Raw genomic sequence first — 18,024 nt, forward strand, 5'->3', positions numbered from 1 at the left:
TTATCCCGTCCCCTGAAACGAGGTTTTTACCTGGCGGTAGTAGTTGTCCATGGCCTCCCGGTAGTACCGGCCCCGTTGGAAACTGACACGGTTCAGGACCACGGAGATGGCCTTGACCTCCAGGCGGTCGAGGGTATGAACGGCCCGTGCGAGCTCTTTTTCCACCACGGAGCCGGACTCCACCACCAGGATGGTGACATCCGAGATGTGGGTGAGGAACCGGGCGTCCGTGGAGAGCCACAATGGGGAGGAGTCCAGAAGGATGTAATCGTAATCGCACCGAAGGCTCTCGATCATGGGAGCCATGCCGATCTCCTGGAAGATGCTTTTGTCTGTGCCCGGCCAGCTGCCGAAGGGGAGGATGTGGAAGGGAAAATCGCTGTCGGTGATGATGGCGTCCTGCAGATCGCAGCGGCCCTCCAGAACGTCCCACAGCCCCAGGGTGTCTTCGGAAAAGAGGTCCCGACTCACGGGGCTCCAGACGTTGAGGTCCACGAAGATCTTGTTCTTGGCCATGCCGGGCAGGGCGGTGAGTGTGTTGAGGAGAAAGGTGGAGACCCCCTGTTTGCCGTTGAGGGAGAGGCCGTTGTAGACCCGGGATTTATGCTCGGTGTTCTCCTTGGCGATGGAGAAGGCGATCTCCTTGAACTGTTCGGAAATTCGTGAAAATGGCGTGTCCAGGCACATTCTGTGGCGATCCTCTGCCGCTCCCTGGTCCTGGGCGGCGTCCATGATGTGACCGGTGGGGGGAAACCCCAAAACCCGCTGGATGTCCTGGATGCTTCGAAGGTTCGGGTCAATTTTGTCTTTGGTCACGGCATAGCCGATGCCGGCAAAAAAGCTGAGAAGGACCACCACCACGGCCATCTTGACCCGTTTGCCCGTATCGGGCTTTTCCGGGGATTTGGCCCGGGTAAGGATGCTGGCCCGGCCCGGTGAGCGGGACTCCACTTCGATCTGGTCGATGCGCTCCTCGATGCGGAGCAGGGCGTCCTGAAGACGGTCGATTTCCCGCCTGAGGGTGGACGCTTTCATCATCTGGGTGTTGACGTCCGTGGCCTTGTGCTCGGCGGCGGTGAGTTCCTCGATGAGCCGCTGTTCAGCGCTCAGGGCCGAGGCAAAGAGCATCTCCTCTTCCAGGATTTTTTTTCGCTGGTCGGAGAGGAGCTTGCCCCGGACGGCCTCCTGACCTCCCGCCCGTCTGAGGAGGTTCTCCTGGACCTCATAGAGTCGGGTGAGGTTTTCTTCTATCTCTTTCTGTCCGGGTGGTTCTCGTTGACCCCGGACAGGGTCAGGCGCATGTCCTGAGCTTTTGCAGAGCTGGATGGTTTCGGTGGCCCAGTCCTTTACCGTCGTCCACATCTGCCGAGATGTCCAGCTGTTGGAGCTTGACCATCTGATTCCCCAGCTCCCTAAGCCGGGTCTGGGTCTCGATGCGCCGCGTCTTGGCCTTTACCAGCTGCTGGGTAAGGTCCACCACGGCCTGGAGGTAGACGTAGATGTTCTTCTCATCGGTGATCCCCACGGCATACTTGGCCGAGATGCTCTCCAGTACAGCGTATTTTTCAGCCAGGACCTTCTCCTGCTCTTCGCGCCGTCCTTTGAGGAACCCCAGCCTGGAGCCGTCCTTGTTGAACCGTTCCAGCCGGGTGTGTTCGATGTAGGCCGCTGAGACGGCGTTGAGGATTTCGGCAAGCCCACGTCCCCTCCGGCTGAACATGGACAGGGAGAAAAGCTGTGTGTCCCGGAGCTGCTTGATGGCCAGGCGCATGGCAAGGCGGTCCACGGCCTGCTGCATGGTTTCATCCGGGAATTTCCAGTTTGTGCCCGTCTCTTCCACCTCTTCGATGGCCATGGAGAGGACGGCGTAGCTTTTGACGATGTTGATCTGGGTCCGCACATAGTCGTCGTAATAAGGGGTGATGGAGGCCTCTTCCTTGCCGTAGAGGATCTTGGGGATCACCGGTTCGATTTTCAGGACCGCCTCGCTGTAATAAACGGGCTTGACCTTGAGCCAGACCGCCGGAACGCCCAGGGCCAGGATGCTCAGGGCGATAAGGCACACCATGGGCAGGTGGTTGAGGAGGCTCCCAACCGGATCGATGGGCTTGGCGGGAAAGGCCGGGACAGATTTGTTTTCCGGTGTTTCCATGGCAGGGGCGGTCTCGATGGGTGTCGTGGGGCATGGGACGTGGGGTCAGTCTGTCAAGGTGTCGTGGATGATGGTACCGCTGATGAAGGTGCGCAGGAACGGGTCGATCTGGCGCAGATAATAGTTGAAAGTGGCTATTCCTTTTCTCGGGATATAGATGATGTCGTTGTCCAGGAGCAGGAAGTTGTCGCTCAGGTTGCCCGTGGCCAGCATCATGTCCATGTCGATGGTTTTGACTCCCTCCTGCCCTTCCATCTCCCGGATGAGACGGATTTCGTCGGTCTGGCCATCCTCGGTGGGGCCGCCCGCCAGGTTGATGGCATCCAGTATGGAGAGGCCTGTGGTCTGGATCTGGTAGGAACCGGGGTTCTCTACTTCCCCCATGACAAAGACCGCGGCGTCCATGGACTCCGGAATATAGATGATGTCGTTGTTGGCCAGGCTGATGTTGAGCTTGAGGTTGGCCCGCTGCAGGAGCTTCAACAGGTCGATCCAGATGATCTGGTTTTTGCCGCGGACAATGTAGCATTTTGAAAGAAAGATGGTTTTATCCCGGGTGGGAAGGCCCCCTGCCATGGCCAGGGCTTCCAGGAGGGTTGCCTGACCGCTGAAATGAATGACCCCCGGATTTGCAACCCTTCCGAGAACATAGACCCGGTTGTTCATGTACTTGATGATCTTTACCGTGGCGATGGGCTCTTCGTAGAACTCCCGGTAGAGATCCGTGATGATGGTGGAGGCTTTTTTTCGGTTCATGCCTCCGATCTTGAACTCCCCCAGCATGGGCAGGGTGATGTTGCCGTAGGGCCCCACCACGTGTTCCCCGGAGAGCTTGGGGCGGTTCCAGACGTCCACGGTGAGCAGGTCCCCGGAGCCGATGATGTACTCATGGGTGAGGTTGGCCTCGTGGAGCCGGATCACCTCGGGGTCGGCAAAGGGGATCTCTGTGCGGAAGCTGCTGCGGGAAAAGGGGGTGTCGTCGGGGATTTCCAACGGCTTGGGGCCGCAGGCGCAGATCGAGACAAGGAGCATTGCTGCGGCCAGGAGAGCGCGGTTTGCGGAAGGGCGGCGAGGAGCCTGGGGCATAGGGGGACCTTTCGGGACAGGTTCGATGGACGGCGGGGCCCTTGAGTCAGATGATGCGGGCAAAACCGAAGCGGGCTGGCACCGGCTCTTCGGCTTCCGATGCTGTTTCCCGGGGCCGGGTGAGGATCAGGATCTGGCCGATGCCGGCCAGCATGTAGAGGTACTGGACGCTCTGGGCTCCGGAATAGACGGTGGCCTGGGAGAAGATGGCGCAGACCCAGCCCGCGATGAGGCACCAGCCCAGGCGCCCCCAGGGGTCGTCCCAGGCTGTTTTCTGGGCGTAGAGGATCATGCGGATCAGCATACCGAAGAGAAAGACGAGGTAGAAGAAGAGGGCGATGACCCCTGAGGCCAGGGCCACGCCCAGGTATTCGGCGTCGATGGATTTCATCCCCTTCACCGACGGCACGGAGAAGCGTCCCCAACCGGCGTAGGGGCGCTCCATGACCACCTCGCTGTAGGCCTGCCACATCTCCTTTCGGTAGGCCACGTTCCTTTGTGCCTCGGTGGTGGCCGTGGCTCGGGTGACGGCGATGTAGTCGATGAACTTCGGCACGATGACCATCAAAAGGATCGCCCCGACGATGGAGACCACCGTGAGGATGGCGGCGCGGTTTTTGTTCCAGCCGTAGTAGATGACGGCAAGGCCCAGGAGAAATCCGATGATGGGGGCCCGGGAGATGGAGACGAAGATGCCAAGCGTATCGACAGCTCACTGATGATCTGGCCCTTGCGGCGGGTGGGGTAGTGGCCCTGGTTGTAGCACCAGATGGCCAAGGGGGCGATGAGGGCGAACACATAGCCGGCCACAATGGGGTGGGAAAAGGGCCCCAGGGCCCGTTTGAAGCCCCATCGGCTCATGACCATACCGGTGTCCCAGACCACGTAGGTGGGCCAGAGGCGCCGTAAATGTTCGTCGAAATGGTTGACGAACATGCGGAATTCGATGGCGTTCAAAAAGGCCACCACAGCCCCCACCACGGTCATGGCCCGGATCAGGGAGACAAGGGCTTTTCGGTCCACGGAGAAGCTCCGTACCAGCATATAAGGGACACAGATCCCCATGACGTTGTTGAAGAGAATTTTCTGGGAGATCTTGTAGGTGCTGTTGCTCCACTGGGCAAAGAAGATGGCAAAAACGTAGGCAAAGATAAACAGGTCCATCCAGTGATAATCGTACCCGTCGAATCCCTTCATGGCCCAGGCCGCCAGGATGGGTACCAGGGCTGCGGACCAGAAGTAAAGCTCGGGCACCCCGCTGACCACCTTGACGTTAAAATAGGCGGGGAAGAAGGTGAGGGCCGGCAGGAACGAGAGGATGAAGACCTCCCGGGGCGAGCGGGAAGCAAGGAGAATGGCGCTGACGATGAGGGGAAAGAGGACGGTTTTATCCATGGGCCTTAGGTAAAGAAGGAAAATCAGGTAATAGGTAATGGGGAAAGCAGGTAACAGGGACGGCAGGTGATAGGAAAAACGGGAAATAGGAAAAACAGGCGATGGGGGAACAGGGGGATAGAGAATCGGGAGAGGTGAAGGGGAATGGGGAGATGTGCAGGGTCAGGAAGAGCCGGGGCGTGGGATGACGCCCAGGAGCTGGCCTGCGTATTTGAGCAGGAGTTTTGCGTCGTAGAAAAGGCCTGAGGAGACGGTGTAGACCGTTTCGGCGGCGTAGAGTTCGTCTTCATCGGGATAAGGCCCGAAGTGGAGCATGGCCTCGGTGACGAGGCCCCCTTTGCCCGTGAGGGTGATCTGGCGCCAGTCTTCGGGCAGGGACCGGATGGCGTCGGTGCTTCGTGGGCCTATGCCCACCAGGCGCATGCGGCCTCCGGCCACGTGGATGAGGCCGGGGAGAAAGACAAGGAAGAAGTGCCACCACCGGGCCTCCCAGGTGGCGGGGTCCGGTCCCTGGGCCTCGCAGGTGGCAAAGGCAAAGGTGTGCCAGTGGGTTTCGTCGGCCAGTGCGGGGAGGCTCACCACGTCCCGGTGCGGTCGGCAGGGACCTTTCCTGGACAGGGTAAGGATCATCAGTGTGATGAGGAGCAGGGGCGCGAAGAGCACCAGCAGCAGGAGGCCCGCCAGCCGAGATCCCATCCTGGCGAGGCGGTGCCGGAGTTCGTTTTCGGCCAGGTTACCGATGATAAAGGCATCGGTGACGGTGAGTTCCGATCCGATGGAGGTGTTGACCAGGCAGTTCTTGTCCACCACGGAGTCTTCCAGTGAGAGCTCCTTGCCGATGTAGCTCATGGGCAGGACCACGGAATCTTGGATGCGCGTTTTTTCGTCCACCACGCACCCTTTGGCCAGGACCGCGTAGGGACCGATCACTGCCAGCCTGCCGATGCGACATCCCTCGTCCAGATAGACCGGCGGGGTAATGCGGGCCGTGGGGTGGATTCCCACATCCCGGGAGAGCCAGACACTGTCCTCCACCTCCCGGGCGTCGTGCATGAGGTAGGGCACGCCTTTGTCCAGAAGGGTTTGGGTGGCCCCAAGGAGCGTGGCCGGGTCCCGGATCGTCAGCACGGAGGCAAGGGACTCTTCCCTGGCCCCTGCATTGAGCAGGGCCGCTTCGAGGGCGGCGGCATCGGTGGGGACCTCCATGTCTATACCGAAGCCGCTTGGGAACACAGCCCAGCCGGACCACTGCATGTTGGGCCCCTCTCCGTGGATGAGGACCAGGGGGGCGTCTTCGGCTTCGGGCAGCGTCTCCACCAGCGGAAGAACCTCGCCGCAGGCCAGGATGAGGGGGGCTTTCCGGGCTGATGCCAGGGCGTCCACCAAGGGGCGGTACGGGTGCTCCGGATCCCGCACGAGATGGTATCGGAACCGGCACCCCCAACGCTCCCCGGTGCCGAAAAATGCCTCCACCTTTTCAGGGCGGTGGCTCAGGACAAACTCGATTTCCGTGGCACCCCATCGCACCAGGGATTCCACCCCGTGCTGGAGGAAGGGCCGGTCGAGAAGGGGAAGCATGGCCGCGCCGAATCGCTCCGAGAGCACAGGGGCATGGTCTACCCCGCGCGTGGCGATGACAATGGCCTTCATCTCAGTACGCCCCCCGCCCGAAGAGGACCGCGGGGATGGTTTTGAGCAGGATCTTCAGGTCGGTTGCGATGCTGCGGCTTTCAATGTACTGGAGGTCCAGTTCCACCTGGCGGTGGAAGGGGATGTCTCCACGACCACTCACTGCCCAGATGCTGGTGAGGCCCGGGGTGACGTCCAGGCGACGCCTGTCGGCCAGGGTGTAGAGGGCGACCTCCCGGGGCAACGGCGGCCTGGGCCCCACAAGGGACATCTCTCCTTTGAGGACGCACCAGAGCTGGGGAAGCTCATCAATGCTGAACTTTCGGATGATCCTGCCGATGCCGGTGACTCTGGGGTCTTTTTTCATTTTGAAGGTGATGCTCTCCTCGTGATCGCTTTGGTCCAGAATCGCATCCTTGGCGGTCTCTGCGTCCACCACCATGGATCGAAACTTGGGGAAGGGGAACTCCCGCCCCCATTTGCCCACCCGTTTCTGCCAGTAGAGCACCGGCCCGTTATCCGTGAGCCGGATGGCCACGGTCACTGCAAGGAAAAGGGGGGAAAGCAGGATGAGGGCGGAAAGGGCGGCCAGGATATCGAAGCCGCGCTTGATGGCCCTGGCCCCACCGGTGACGGTCACCCAGGCGTATTTCTTCCTGGCAAAGCGCAGGCGCATGCGAAGGGTCCCTTTGCCGTAAAGGCCGTAGAGTTCCTCGATGAGTTCGGTTCGCCGACGGCCGTCGCTGTCCGGGGAGGTGAGCATGGGTTTACGCCTGTCTGATGGCTTCGTCGCGGTTCTCAAAGATGTCGATGATCCGGTGGATACGCACCAGCTCGAAGACGGCGCGTACCTGTTTCTGGAGGCCGCACACCTTGAGGTCCCCGTCATTGGCGTTGAGCTGGCGCAGGCAGGAGAGGATGGACCCGCACCCGGAGCTGTCCAGGAACCGGACGGTCTCGAGGTTGAGGACAAGGGTGGAACCCGGGGTGATCAGGGGGGTGATGGCTTCCCTGAATTCACGGGTGTTCCCGGCGTCCAGGGAGTCGGCCAGGATGTCCACCACAACGACGTCGTTGATGGGTTCGGAATGGATCTTCATGGGGCCCTTCTTTGTTGTGTGAAAGATGATTCTTGTTTGTAACTATTCAGTTCAACATTGCCTCCGTCGGCCCTGCCGGGGGGGCAAACGTGCGGAGCTTTTTTCCAAAAAAGCGACCCGCGGGAGGCAACTGAATCATTCCTCTTGTTTATCCATCACCAGCCGGAAACCGATACCGGCGTTGCGGTTGCACTCGGTGACGAAGAGGCGGTTGGCGGAGCGGCAGTCCCGGTCGTCGCTGCTCCAGCTCCCTCCCCGGATGACCTTACGGTCTCCCATGGACGGTCCCTGTGGGTCGATGCGGGGCTGGTCGCCGTAGGGACCTTCCCAGTCCATGCACCACTCCCAGATGTTGCCGTGCATGTCGTAGAGGCCCCAGCTGTTCTTTGCCTTCAGGCCCACCATGTGGAGACGGGTTCCGGAGTTGCCGATGTGCCAGCCCATGTGGTCCATGTTGGTGTCGTAGGCGCAGGCAAGCTCCAGCAGAGGGCCGTTGGCAAAGGCCTCCGGGCTTCCCGCCCGGCATGCGTATTCCCACTCCGCCTCCGTGGGGAGCCGGTAAAATCCTTCCGCCTCCTCCATGGCGTTGAGCCGCCGGATAAACTCCATGACGTCTGTCCAGCAGACGCGGTTCACCGGGCAGTTGGCCCCGCACTCCTTGTAGTAGGAGGGGTTGTGTTCCATGAGGGCATCCCACTGGCCCTGGGTCACCTCTGTGGTCTGCATGTAGAAGCCCCGGGTCAGGGTCACCTGGTTCTGTGTTTCGTCAGGGTCCCGTCCCGGTTCATCAGTGGGGCTGCCCATGATGAAGGTGCCCGGGGGGATCCAGGCGAACTCCATGCCGAGGAGAGTGCCGGTGCCAGATTCCGTGGGGGCGAGCTCTGCGGTGTCGGCACGTACGGCGGTGTCCGGGGCGTTCTGGGATGCCTGGGACAGTGGGGGGGCGGACACCGCAGGCTCCCGGGGGGACGGTTTTGCATAAAAGGCGATGAGGCGGGTGTGCTGGTGGCGCCTGTGGATGGCCGGGCTCCCGGTTTCCGGGCTGTTGGCCTCCCCCGTGCCGTATATTTCGTAAAACCCGTGGGGGGTGTTTACAAGGTAGTGGTCGATAAAGCGTTTGGGAAAGTGGGCACGCCTGGCGGAGAGGGCCAGGTTCTCCTTCGCTTCCCCCGGCGTCGAGGCCCTGCCGATGCTGATGAAAAGAATGGAGCGGCCTTTGCTCTCCCGGGCCAGGTAGTCCAGAAACCGTATCAGGCGCCTGTGCTGGAGGCTGTTTTCGGCAAAGCTGTCGGCGCCGGTGTCGTAAAAAAGGGTCAATTCTCCGGTGCCCTGGTGCTTGGCCGTTTTCTCGATGTGCCCGAGGATCCGCTGGGCAACCATGAGGTTTTCCCGGATGAGGCGCTTGACCTCCTTCTGTTTTGCGGCGTCTTCCAGGGTTGCCAGGTGCTCCATGGCGCTGTTGTGGTGGTTGCACAAAAGGGTGGCCAGCTTCCGGGCCTGGGCCTCGGAGGCATGACCCAGAAAAGTTCCGTCCGGCATGTCGATCGCCTCAAGGATCTCCTCGTCCGAAAGTGGGCGGTTGGTGTCGGCCCCCGGGCATTCCGGGGCGCAGAGAAACATCAGGAGACACAGGACAAGGGTCTTTGGGCGACGGGTCATGGCAGAAAGATGCAGAGGGTTGTGCGATTTCCCTCAGCGCTTGGGAGATATCGAAACTCATCCACTACCTCGGAGACGATGAAGAGCCCGAATCCTCCTTCCTGGGAGCCGTCGAAGAGGGGGGCCGGGACCTGTTCCGGGTCAAAGGGGGCACCGTGATCAAAGAAGCTGACACAGATGCGGTCCGGACCCACCTGTGCCCGGATGACGATGGTGTGGCCGGGGGCTCCCTTGTAGGCATGCCGGATGATGTTGGCCGCCACCTCGTTGGCAGCCAGCTCCATGCGGTTGACGGGGTCGTCGGCGATGCCGGCGAAGACGTCTCTCAGAAAGCGGCGCACGTCGGAAAGGACGTTCAGGTCGCTGGTGACGTCAAGGCATTGTTCGTTGATGTTGGGTCCCGGTCCGGGCATCGCATTTTATGTCCGTGGCGTATGGGCTGATGGGTGAATGTCTGGGGCGCTGTACAAGGATGACTGCGTCTGTGCGCAGGCATGATCAATGACTATAGCTCCGCCCTTTGCTTTACACAAGGGGGGCGTTACCCCTGGGAAAAGCCGGAAAACCTGGAGGCCAGGTAGACATAGGCGGTCTTTCAACGGTGTTGGAATGCATCGTGTTTATGTGCGTAACGGGGCCTTGCCGAAAAGGGAAACTGACCGGAGAGCAAAGGGCAAAGGAACATTGATTACCAACGCATCATGAAAAGAGGACGTGGGGTTGCCGTGGGTGAAAAGGGCGATGTTTACTCTGTTTCTTCGGGCAACGGATATGAAGGCATTTCAGAATGGATGATGATGAGTTGATAAACGAATATCTCTATATTACTGGCAATTTCTCCATAAATCAACCTTTCGGTGCGGTTCGTCAAGCCATTGTTCGTTGGTGATGGGGCGGCACCTTCATGGGGCTGTCCGATGATTTTACGTATCCCTGCCTGGAAACATACCTCCAAAGGCAGGGATTCGGTTTTTTTCTGTTGGGCGATTGCACCGGCTGGGATTTCCAGTAAAATTGAAATGTTGTCTCTGAGGGTGGCTCCTGCGGGCGGGTTCTGATTGGGCCATGGGGAGTGATAAGAGCTTGTGCAGGTACGTGTCGGAGTGTAGAATACGTATTCTAAGCGGCAACCATCTGTACGGCCCATGATCCTATTTTTTACGCGCTCGCCCCTTTGTTGCGGCCGTCACACCACCGGCGGCGTCGGCAACAGATGATTTCAGAGACTCCAGGGCTCACACTCGAACACACAAGCACCCCCTCCTTTATCTCCATGCAGGGTTTTCCTCTGTCCGTTTTGCTGTCTCCTTGCGATACCTGAAGCGGCAGGAGAAGAGAATCCTTCCTTAACAAAGGGGTGGTCGAGCCCTGAATCCGGATATTTCGCCAGAAAGCGATCAATCTGACGTCGTATGACGTTACTCCAATGAAGGTTGCTGAGACATATCCGGTTTTAACGTTCCCTTTCCCGTTGGAACAGAACGAACCATTCATGCTGGGGACCACACATATGACACTGAACATTCTTGGATTGGATATCGGATCCGTATCGGCCACCGCCGTTGAGATGACTCCCGACAGGCAGATTGTGAAAAAAGTCAGCCTGCAGCACAAAGGTGAGATGACATCGGCAGTGGAGACCCTTCTGCAGGCCTTTTCAGAAAGCCGCATTGGCGCGGTGGCAGCCACAGATACCACCCCATCCCTGATTAAGGCCAATCGACGGTTTGACGGGCGTATCAGCCTGATCCATGCTGCAAAGCAGCTTCATCCCGAAGCACGAAACGTGCTGTCCGTGGGGGGCGAGCAGTTTGCCCTGATCCGTTTTGACGACAAGGGCAATTACGTGGACACCCGTGGCAATACGTCCTGTGCCGCGGGTACGGGGAGTTTTCTGGACCAACAGGCAGGACGCCTCAATCTTTCCGGTATTGAAGAGCTCTCCCGCATCGCCGAAGAGAGCAACGGAGAGTTTCCCGAGATCGCCTCCCGGTGTGCCGTTTTTGCCAAGACCGACCTTATCCATGCCCAGCAGGAGGGGTACTCCCTTGCCGAGATTTGTGACGGCCTCTGCCATGGCCTGGCCAAAAATATCGCCGATACCGTGTTTGCCTCACGGGAGCAAAAAGACCCCGTGCTTTTTGTGGGGGGCGTGGCCCTGAATCGCGCGGTGACCGGTCATCTGGAGTCCATTGCCGGGGTGCCCTTTGTTACCGACGAAATGGCCCTTTACTATGGCGCCGTGGGTGCTGCCCTGGAGTTTCTGGCCGGTGGGGCCATTGCCTGCGACGCCGAGCCCATTGCCATCCCCGGGGGCGTGCAGCAGCAGGAGTCCTTTGTGAAGGAGTATCACTACCCGCCCCTGGAACTGCACATGTCGGATTATCCCAACTTTTCAAGCGTTTCAAGCTACGATCTGCCCTTTGAGCATGACGGCCTCAAGAGCTTTGTGGAGGTGGATGTCTACGAGACGCCGACGGAGAAAACCCTGCCCGCGTTCCTGGGCATCGACATCGGCTCCACCAGCACCAAGGCGGTGGTGGTGGACGAGGCAAAACAGGTGGTGGCCGGGTTTTACACCCGCACCTCAGGCCGCCCTGTGGATGCGGTGTCAGGCATCTTTGAGGCGGTGGAAGAGGTTGAGAAAAAGCTCGGGGTCGCCTTTGACTGGAAAGGGGCGGGCACCACGGGTTCGGGCCGCAAGTTTATCGGGCGCATCGTGGGAGCGGACCTGGCCTTAGACGAGATCACCGCCCATGCCCGGGCTGCCTGCGAACTCAACCCCGAGGTGGACACCATCATCGAGATCGGGGGCCAGGACGCCAAGTTCACCACCCTGAAAAACGGGATGGTCACCTCCTCGGTGATGAACAACGTCTGCGCGGCAGGTACCGGCAGCTTCATCGAGGAGCAGGCCCTGAAACTGGGGTGCGATGTGCGGTCCTACTCCCGCCGGACCCTGGGGGTTCGCGCCCCCATGAGCAGCGATCGCTGTACGGTTTTCATGGAGCGGGACATCAACCACTACCTGGCCTGCGGGTTTTCCGTGGACGAGGTGCTGGCCTCGGCCCTGCATTCGGTCAGGGAGAACTACCTCATCAAGGTGGCGGAAGAGGGGCGCATCGGCGAGGTGATTTTTTTCCAGGGGGCCACGGCCAAGAACAAAGCCCTGGTGGCGGCCTTTGAGCAGCGCCTGAACAAGGAGATTCTGGTGTCCAAGTTCTGTCATCTTACCGGGGCCCTGGGCACGGCCCTGACTCTTCTGGACGAAGGGGCGCCTGCCACCACCTTCCGGGGCACGGGGCTCCACAAAGAGCATATTGCCGTCACCTCCGAGGTGTGCTCCCTCTGCAACAACAAGTGCAAGATCACCGTGGCCGATGTGGCCGGGGAGAAGGTGGCCTACGGATTCCTCTGCGGCCGCGATTACGAGTCCACCTCCTTTGTGAGCAGCAACAAAGCAGGGTTTGACCTGCTCAAGGCCCGCAAAAAGCTCCTTCGGGTTGAGCCGCCCACCTCGTATCGCCACGCCGAAGTCGTGGGCATCCCGGCAGCCCTTCACCTGCGCGAAGACCTGCCTTTCTGGAAGCGGTTCTTCTCCCTGCTCTCCATCCGCACGGTGACCAGCGAAGGGTTCAAGGCGGCGGTCAAGGAGGGGAAAAACCTCACCGGCGCCGAATTCTGTGCGCCCATGACGGCCCTGCACGGCCATGTGTCCCACCTGGTGGACAAGGCGGATTTTATTTTCCTGCCCTACTACATCGAGAACAAGAACCCGGAAAAGGGCGGACGGCGCCAGTACTGCTACTACACCCAGTTCTCTCCGGCCGTGCTTTCGGCCTCGGCCCTGGGGGGCAAAGCCCAGCTGCTGACCCCCACGTTGAAGTACCTCTATTCGGGGTTCCATACCCGGTACCGGCTCTACCGGATGCTCAAGCAGGTGACAAAACAGCCCGTGAGTTTTTTTGAGGTATCCACCGCGTACAACAAGGCCACCGAGTTCATGAAAGAGGCCAGGAAAAACCTGAAAGGGCTCTACGAAAAAGAGTTTGAACCCCGGGAGAACCTCTCGGTGGTGCTCCTCGGTCGGCCCTACACGGTGCTGTCCCGCCAGGCCAACAACCGAATCCCCGATATCTTTGCCGAGCGGGGCGTGAAATCCTTTTACCAGGACTGAGACCCGGTCAAAGTTGCCCCATGCTTGACGAACTGCACTGGAACTACGCGGCCAAGATCCTGGAGGCCGCGGAGACCGCCGCAGGGATCCCCGGTATCTACCCGGTGTTCGTCACCTCCTTCAAGTGCGCCCCGGACTCCTTTATCATCGATGCCTTTAAAAAGGTGATGGAGGCCAACAACAAGCCGTACCTGATCCTGGAGCTGGACGAGCACGACTCCAGCGTGGGGTATGAAACCCGCATCGAAGCGGCCATCCGCTCCTTTAAGAACCACTACACTCAGGCCCACAGGGACGGCTCCGGAGATTACTCCGTGGTGAACCCGGACCTGACCAAGGAGATGCGAAACAAGAACGTGGTGATCCCCAACTGGGACGCCATCACCTGCCGCCTCCTGGCCGAGAACTTAAGGCGGGAAGGGTACACCACCTACCTCATCGAGGAGACCCCGGCCACCATCCAGCAGAGCCTGAAGTTCAACACGGGCCAGTGCATCCCGGTGAACGCCATCGCCCAGGGGTTCATCGAGTGCATGGAGCAGAACCGGCTCAACCCGGCCGACACCGTGCTCTGGATGTCCCATTCGGAGCTGGCCTGTAACATCAAGCTCTACCCCCATTTTATCAAGAGCCACCTCAAGGCCCATGGAGGGGGGATGGAAGAGGCCGGCGTGTTTGTGGGAGAGCTCTCCTTCATCGACATCTCCATCCGTGCGGGGGTAAATACCTATTTTGCCTATCTATTCGGGGGGCTTTTGCGGAAGATGATCTGCAGGGTCCGGCCCTACGAGGCGGTTCCTGGCGCCACGGACAAGGTGGCCGAGCGGTCCATGGAGATCCTCTGCGACGCCATGGCCGGATACCGCACCAAGGAGAGCGCCGTCATCCAGGTGACCGAGCTTTTCGAAGGCATCGAGACCCGAAAGGAAGAGCGCATCAAGGTGGCCATCTTCGGGGACCTTTACGTGCGGGACAACAAGGTGATGAACCAGGACCTGATCCGGGTCATCGAAGACCACGGCGGCGAGGCCATCACCACCCCGTACAACGAGTACGCCAAGATGATCGCGGAAAAGTATTTCAGGAAGTGGTTTGCCGAAGGCAAATACATGAGCCTTATTTCCTACAAGCCCCTTCTGGCGGCCATGAACACCCTGGAGCGCCGATATTTGAGGTACTTTGAGCGGGTGCTGCCGGACGTGCACCACACCTACACCGACGACCCGGAGAAGATTCTGGCCCGGTACAACCTCTCCATGGAGAACACCGGAGAGTCCATGGACAACATCCTCAAAGTCCACTACATCAAGAAGCACTACCCGGACGTGGGCCTCTTTGTCCAGACCAGCCCGGCCTTCTGCTGTGCCTCCCTGGTCACCGAGTCCATGACCGAGACCATCGAAGCGGTCACCGGCGTGCCCGTGGTCTGCGTGACCTACGACGGTACCGGCGGCAACAAGAACCGCCAGATCATCCCCTACCTGAAGTACCCGAGGAAAGCCGAGGGCGCCCGGCGGGCAAGCGCCTGATAACCTGAAAACAAAAAGGCCGCCGTGTGTCCCTGGTGGGACACACGGCGGCCTTTCGCTTTAACGCGTGCCGACGGTGCCGGCAATGTGAGGCAGGGTGCGCTTGCGCACCGCAGAGACATCGTAACGGTCATGAAAATCCATGTGAGGGTTGGCTTTTCACGCAGTATAGGCAAGGCAAAAGACGTTGGTTTTCCGAGCAAATGGTGCGCGAGCACACCCTACAAACGTCACAACACGACCAGTCAACGTCATCCCTGCGGTCTGTGCTATATTGGGCTGAATTTTACGAGGTGACATTTACCGGATTAAGCACCCTTTCTTCCTTGCGTCACAAAGCCTCCATGGCTATTTTTCCCTTAGCCTGTAGCCCTTAGCCCTTAGCCCTTAGCCCTTAGCCCTTAGCCCTTAGCCCTTAGCCCTTAGCCCTTAGCCCTTAGCCCTTAGCCCTTAGCCCTTTCGCCTTCCCCCTTTTTTTCGCCCCTTGCAGGGGCGACCCCATCTTTTTCTTCTTTTTCTCCACGGAAAATCCGAATTTCCCCAGCTTTTTTCCCAGGCCCCTGTACTGGCCGTGGGCGTAGCAGATGGGCTTGGCCCAGTCCAGGTGAAAGGCCCCGGTCTCTTCGTCCAGGTAGCGGGTGTCGGCCATGACGTTGACCACTTCGCTGACGAACATATCGTGGGTGCCCAGGGGCACGATCTCCTTGACACGGCACTCGATGTGCAAGGGCGCCTCGCTGATGATGGGGGCATTCACCTTTTCGGCTTTGCCGGGGGTGAGGTGCATTGCTTCGAACTTGTTAAATTTCTTGCCGGAACGGACCCCGCACCAGTCCGTGGCCTTGGCCAGCTCTTCGGTGGTGAGGTTGATGACGTACTCGCCGGTGCGCTTCAGGATCTCGTAGGAGTGGCGGTTGGGCCGGACGGAGATGTAGCACATGGGCGGGTCCGAGCAGATGGTCCCGGTCCAGGCGACGGTGATGATGTTGTACTCTGCTTCGGTCTCGCCGCAGCTGACCATGACGGCGGGAAGGGGGTAGATCATGGTGCCGGGTTTCCAGCTTACTTTGGCCATTGTTATTACCTCTGTATGGATTGCGGGTGTCGGGAGAGATAGACCGGGGAGCCCTTAAAAAAAACTCCGGCGGCGAGGTGAGCCACCTACTAAAGCGCAAAGGCTTTCGAATTGTTAAGTCGTCTTATGCGCTATTTATTCCGGGCAAAGTCAAGCGGATTTCAAGCACCTTCGGTTTTAACAGAATTAAGGTGGAACAACCTTGGGCCCGTAGGGTGCGCTTGCGCACCATTTGGCCGCAAAACCAACGAAATTGGGGGTTCCATCATGGTGCGCAAGCGCACTCTACCATTATTTTACTCGGGCGTAGCCCGTCAGCGAATGTGATCGACCTGAGGAACGAAGGTCGGGAGCATTCGCAAACCTGGGGGCGCAGGGTGAGAATCCTGCCCGCCGGAGGCATTTTTTTTCCTACCTGTCTGAATTCACCAAGATAGTCGTAGTCGCCTTCGTAGGGGATCATCTCCCCGTGGTCGATGGCAAAGACCCGGCTGACCAGGGCACGCAGGAAGTGGCGGTCGTGGCTCACGAGGACCACGGTGCCCGTAAACGTTTTGAGTGCTTCCAGCAGGATTTCCCGGGACTGGATATCCAGGTGGTTGGTGGGTTCGTCCAGGATCAGCAGGTTCAACGGGCGTGCCAGCAGGGTGGCCAGGACCACCCGGCTCTTTTCACCGCCGGAGAGCATGTCGATGCGTTTGTGCACGTCGTCCCCGGAGAAGAGAAAGGCGGCGCAGAGGTTGCGGATCACCCCGATGCCTGCGGTGGGCAGGGCATCCTGCACGGTGTCGAAGACGCTCTTCTGCGGGTCGAGGATGTCCATGGCGTGCTGGCTGAAGTAGCCGGTGTGCACGTTGGCACCGATGGTGAGGTTGCCTTTTGATGCCTCGGTCTGGCCTGCCATGACCTTTAAAAAGGTGGATTTTCCGGCGCCGTTGACACCCACCACGGCAATCTTGTCCCCCCTGCGCACCATGCCCGAGACCCCGCCGAAAACCGACTGTTCGGAGCCGTCCTCCTTGGGCCAGGACTTGGCCAGGTTGTCGATGGCCACCACGTCGTCGCCGGAGCGCGGGGGCTCGGCAAACTCGAAGGTCATGGTGCGCTGCTCCGGGGGCAGCTCGATGCGCTCGATTTTTTCCAGCTTCTTGATACGGGACTGCACCTGGGCGGCGTGGGAGACGCGGGCGGCAAACCGGGCGATGAACTCCTCTTCCTTGGCCAGCATCTCCTGCTGGCGTCGGTAGCTTGCCATGAGCTGCTCGCGCCTGATCTCCCGCTCCTTTAAGTAGAAGTCGTAGTTGCCCCCGTAGGTGGTGAGGGTGCGATTGGCCACCTCCACGGTGCGGCTTACCACGCGGTTCATGAACTCCTGGTCGTGACAGGTCATGAGCAGGGCACCCTTGAACTCAGTGACCAGCCAGTTTTCCAGCCAGACAATGGACTCCACGTCCAGGTGGTTGGTGGGCTCGTCCAGCAGCAGCACGTCCGGGTTGATGAGAAGGATCCCTGCCAGGGCGATGCGCATCTTCCATCCGCCGCTGAAGGCCTCGACGCTCCGGTCATGGTCCGCAGGACCGATGCCGAGGCCCGTGAGGATGGCCCGAGCCCGGGGCTCCAGGTCGTAGCCCCCACGGTTTTCGAACTCTTCCACGGCATTGCCGTAGCGCTCCAGGAGGGCGGCCATCTCGTCGTCGCCCATGGGAACGGCCATGGCCTCTTCCATCTCGCTGATGGACGCGGCCAGCTCGCCGATGTTCCCGGCTGCAGCAAGAACCTCTTCCAACGCCGTGCGGCCTGCCATCTCGCCAGTGGTCTGGGAAAAATAGCCGATGGTGGTCTTTTTCCCGATGGAGATCTCGCCTCCGTCAGGCTCCTCTTCCCCTGTGATCAGGCGGAAAATGGTGGATTTGCCTGCCCCGTTGGGGCCCACCAGGCCCGTACGGGAGCCGGAGAGGATCTGGAGGCTCGCCTTGTCAAAGAGGATCTGGTTGCCGTGCTGCCGGGTGATGTTGGTTAAGTGGATCATGGAAAGGGTCCGTGGTTCAGTGTATCAGAAAGCCGGGGCAAAGGGCAGGCACGCCGCCGATCATCCCGGGATGATGCGCCATTTTTCAAGGATGCGGAGCGTACCATGAAGCGCCGCAATGGGCAAGGCAAGCCAGGTGACAGGAAAAAAAGGGAATCGGCCATAGGAAATAGGGAATGTGCGTTGTAACTAT

The 18,024-nt window shown here is 59.8% G+C and carries 15 protein-coding genes; 2 read left to right on the top strand and 13 right to left on the bottom strand.

What is annotated here, in order from left to right:
• From ACOYW2_RS06650 to ACOYW2_RS06700, 11 genes are all read right to left on the bottom strand, one after another.
• Nucleotides 1–1,362 (bottom strand): hypothetical protein, encoded by a 1,362-nt coding sequence (locus ACOYW2_RS06650; protein ID WP_482769861.1) that lies wholly within the window; start codon nt 1,360–1,362, stop codon nt 1–3.
• Complete coding sequence (locus tag ACOYW2_RS06655) at nt 1,292–2,152, bottom strand: GumC domain-containing protein (RefSeq protein WP_482769862.1); 861 nt, start codon at nt 2,150–2,152, stop codon at nt 1,292–1,294. Before ACOYW2_RS06655 ends, ACOYW2_RS06650 begins: the two co-directional genes overlap by 71 nt.
• Nucleotides 2,153–2,197: 45 nt before the next feature.
• On the bottom strand, nt 2,198–3,238 hold the full coding sequence (locus ACOYW2_RS06660) for an SLBB domain-containing protein (protein WP_482416928.1): 1,041 nt from the start codon (nt 3,236–3,238) through the stop codon (nt 2,198–2,200).
• 46 nt (nt 3,239–3,284) lie between these two features.
• On the bottom strand, nt 3,285–3,920 hold the full coding sequence (locus ACOYW2_RS06665; protein ID WP_482423679.1) for an O-antigen ligase family protein: 636 nt from the start codon (nt 3,918–3,920) through the stop codon (nt 3,285–3,287).
• A complete protein-coding gene (locus ACOYW2_RS06670) occupies nt 3,803–4,633 on the bottom strand; it encodes a hypothetical protein (protein WP_482769863.1) in 831 nt (276 codons plus the stop codon). The genes ACOYW2_RS06665 and ACOYW2_RS06670 overlap by 118 nt, the downstream gene beginning before the upstream one ends.
• A gap of 162 nt (nt 4,634–4,795) precedes the next feature.
• On the bottom strand, nt 4,796–6,283 hold the full coding sequence (locus ACOYW2_RS06675; RefSeq protein WP_482769864.1) for a GlgC family sugar phosphate nucleotidyltransferase: 1,488 nt from the start codon (nt 6,281–6,283) through the stop codon (nt 4,796–4,798).
• A 1-nt stretch (nt 6,284) separates the two neighbouring features.
• Nucleotides 6,285–7,025, bottom strand: coding sequence for a sugar transferase (locus ACOYW2_RS06680; protein WP_482769865.1), 741 nt, complete (start codon nt 7,023–7,025; stop codon nt 6,285–6,287).
• Nucleotides 7,026–7,029: 4 nt separating this feature from the next.
• Entirely contained in the window at nt 7,030–7,362 is a 333-nt protein-coding gene (locus ACOYW2_RS06685) for an anti-sigma factor antagonist (RefSeq protein ID WP_482416924.1), read from the bottom strand.
• A 135-nt stretch (nt 7,363–7,497) separates the two neighbouring features.
• Complete coding sequence (locus ACOYW2_RS06690; RefSeq protein ID WP_482422244.1) at nt 7,498–9,021, bottom strand: formylglycine-generating enzyme family protein; 1,524 nt, start codon at nt 9,019–9,021, stop codon at nt 7,498–7,500.
• Nucleotides 9,018–9,434 carry an ATP-binding protein gene (locus tag ACOYW2_RS06695; protein WP_482416922.1) on the bottom strand — a complete coding sequence of 139 codons (417 nt, stop codon included), beginning with the start codon at nt 9,432–9,434 and terminating at the stop codon, nt 9,018–9,020. Before ACOYW2_RS06695 ends, ACOYW2_RS06690 begins: the two co-directional genes overlap by 4 nt.
• Nucleotides 9,435–9,766: 332 nt before the next feature.
• Nucleotides 9,767–10,168, bottom strand: coding sequence for a hypothetical protein (locus ACOYW2_RS06700; protein WP_482769866.1), 402 nt, complete (start codon nt 10,166–10,168; stop codon nt 9,767–9,769).
• Nucleotides 10,169–10,531: 363 nt separating this feature from the next.
• On the opposite strand from ACOYW2_RS06700, the gene ACOYW2_RS06705 reads away from it, so the two are divergent.
• Both ACOYW2_RS06705 and ACOYW2_RS06710 read left to right on the top strand, forming a co-directional pair.
• Entirely contained in the window at nt 10,532–13,198 is a 2,667-nt protein-coding gene (locus tag ACOYW2_RS06705; protein ID WP_482769867.1) for an acyl-CoA dehydratase activase, read from the top strand.
• Nucleotides 13,199–13,218: 20 nt separating this feature from the next.
• Nucleotides 13,219–14,727 carry a hypothetical protein gene (locus tag ACOYW2_RS06710; protein ID WP_482769868.1) on the top strand — a complete coding sequence of 503 codons (1,509 nt, stop codon included), beginning with the start codon at nt 13,219–13,221 and terminating at the stop codon, nt 14,725–14,727.
• A gap of 436 nt (nt 14,728–15,163) precedes the next feature.
• On the opposite strand, the gene ACOYW2_RS06715 is transcribed toward ACOYW2_RS06710, so the two are convergent.
• Nucleotides 15,164–15,802, bottom strand: coding sequence for a flavin reductase family protein (locus ACOYW2_RS06715; protein ID WP_482416920.1), 639 nt, complete (start codon nt 15,800–15,802; stop codon nt 15,164–15,166).
• A gap of 265 nt (nt 15,803–16,067) precedes the next feature.
• Nucleotides 16,068–17,831 (bottom strand): ABC-F family ATP-binding cassette domain-containing protein, encoded by a 1,764-nt coding sequence (locus ACOYW2_RS06720; RefSeq protein ID WP_482769869.1) that lies wholly within the window; start codon nt 17,829–17,831, stop codon nt 16,068–16,070.
• Nucleotides 17,832–18,024 lie beyond the last annotated feature (193 nt).

This window comes from Desulfoluna sp. CLI2B (assembly GCF_056847375.1).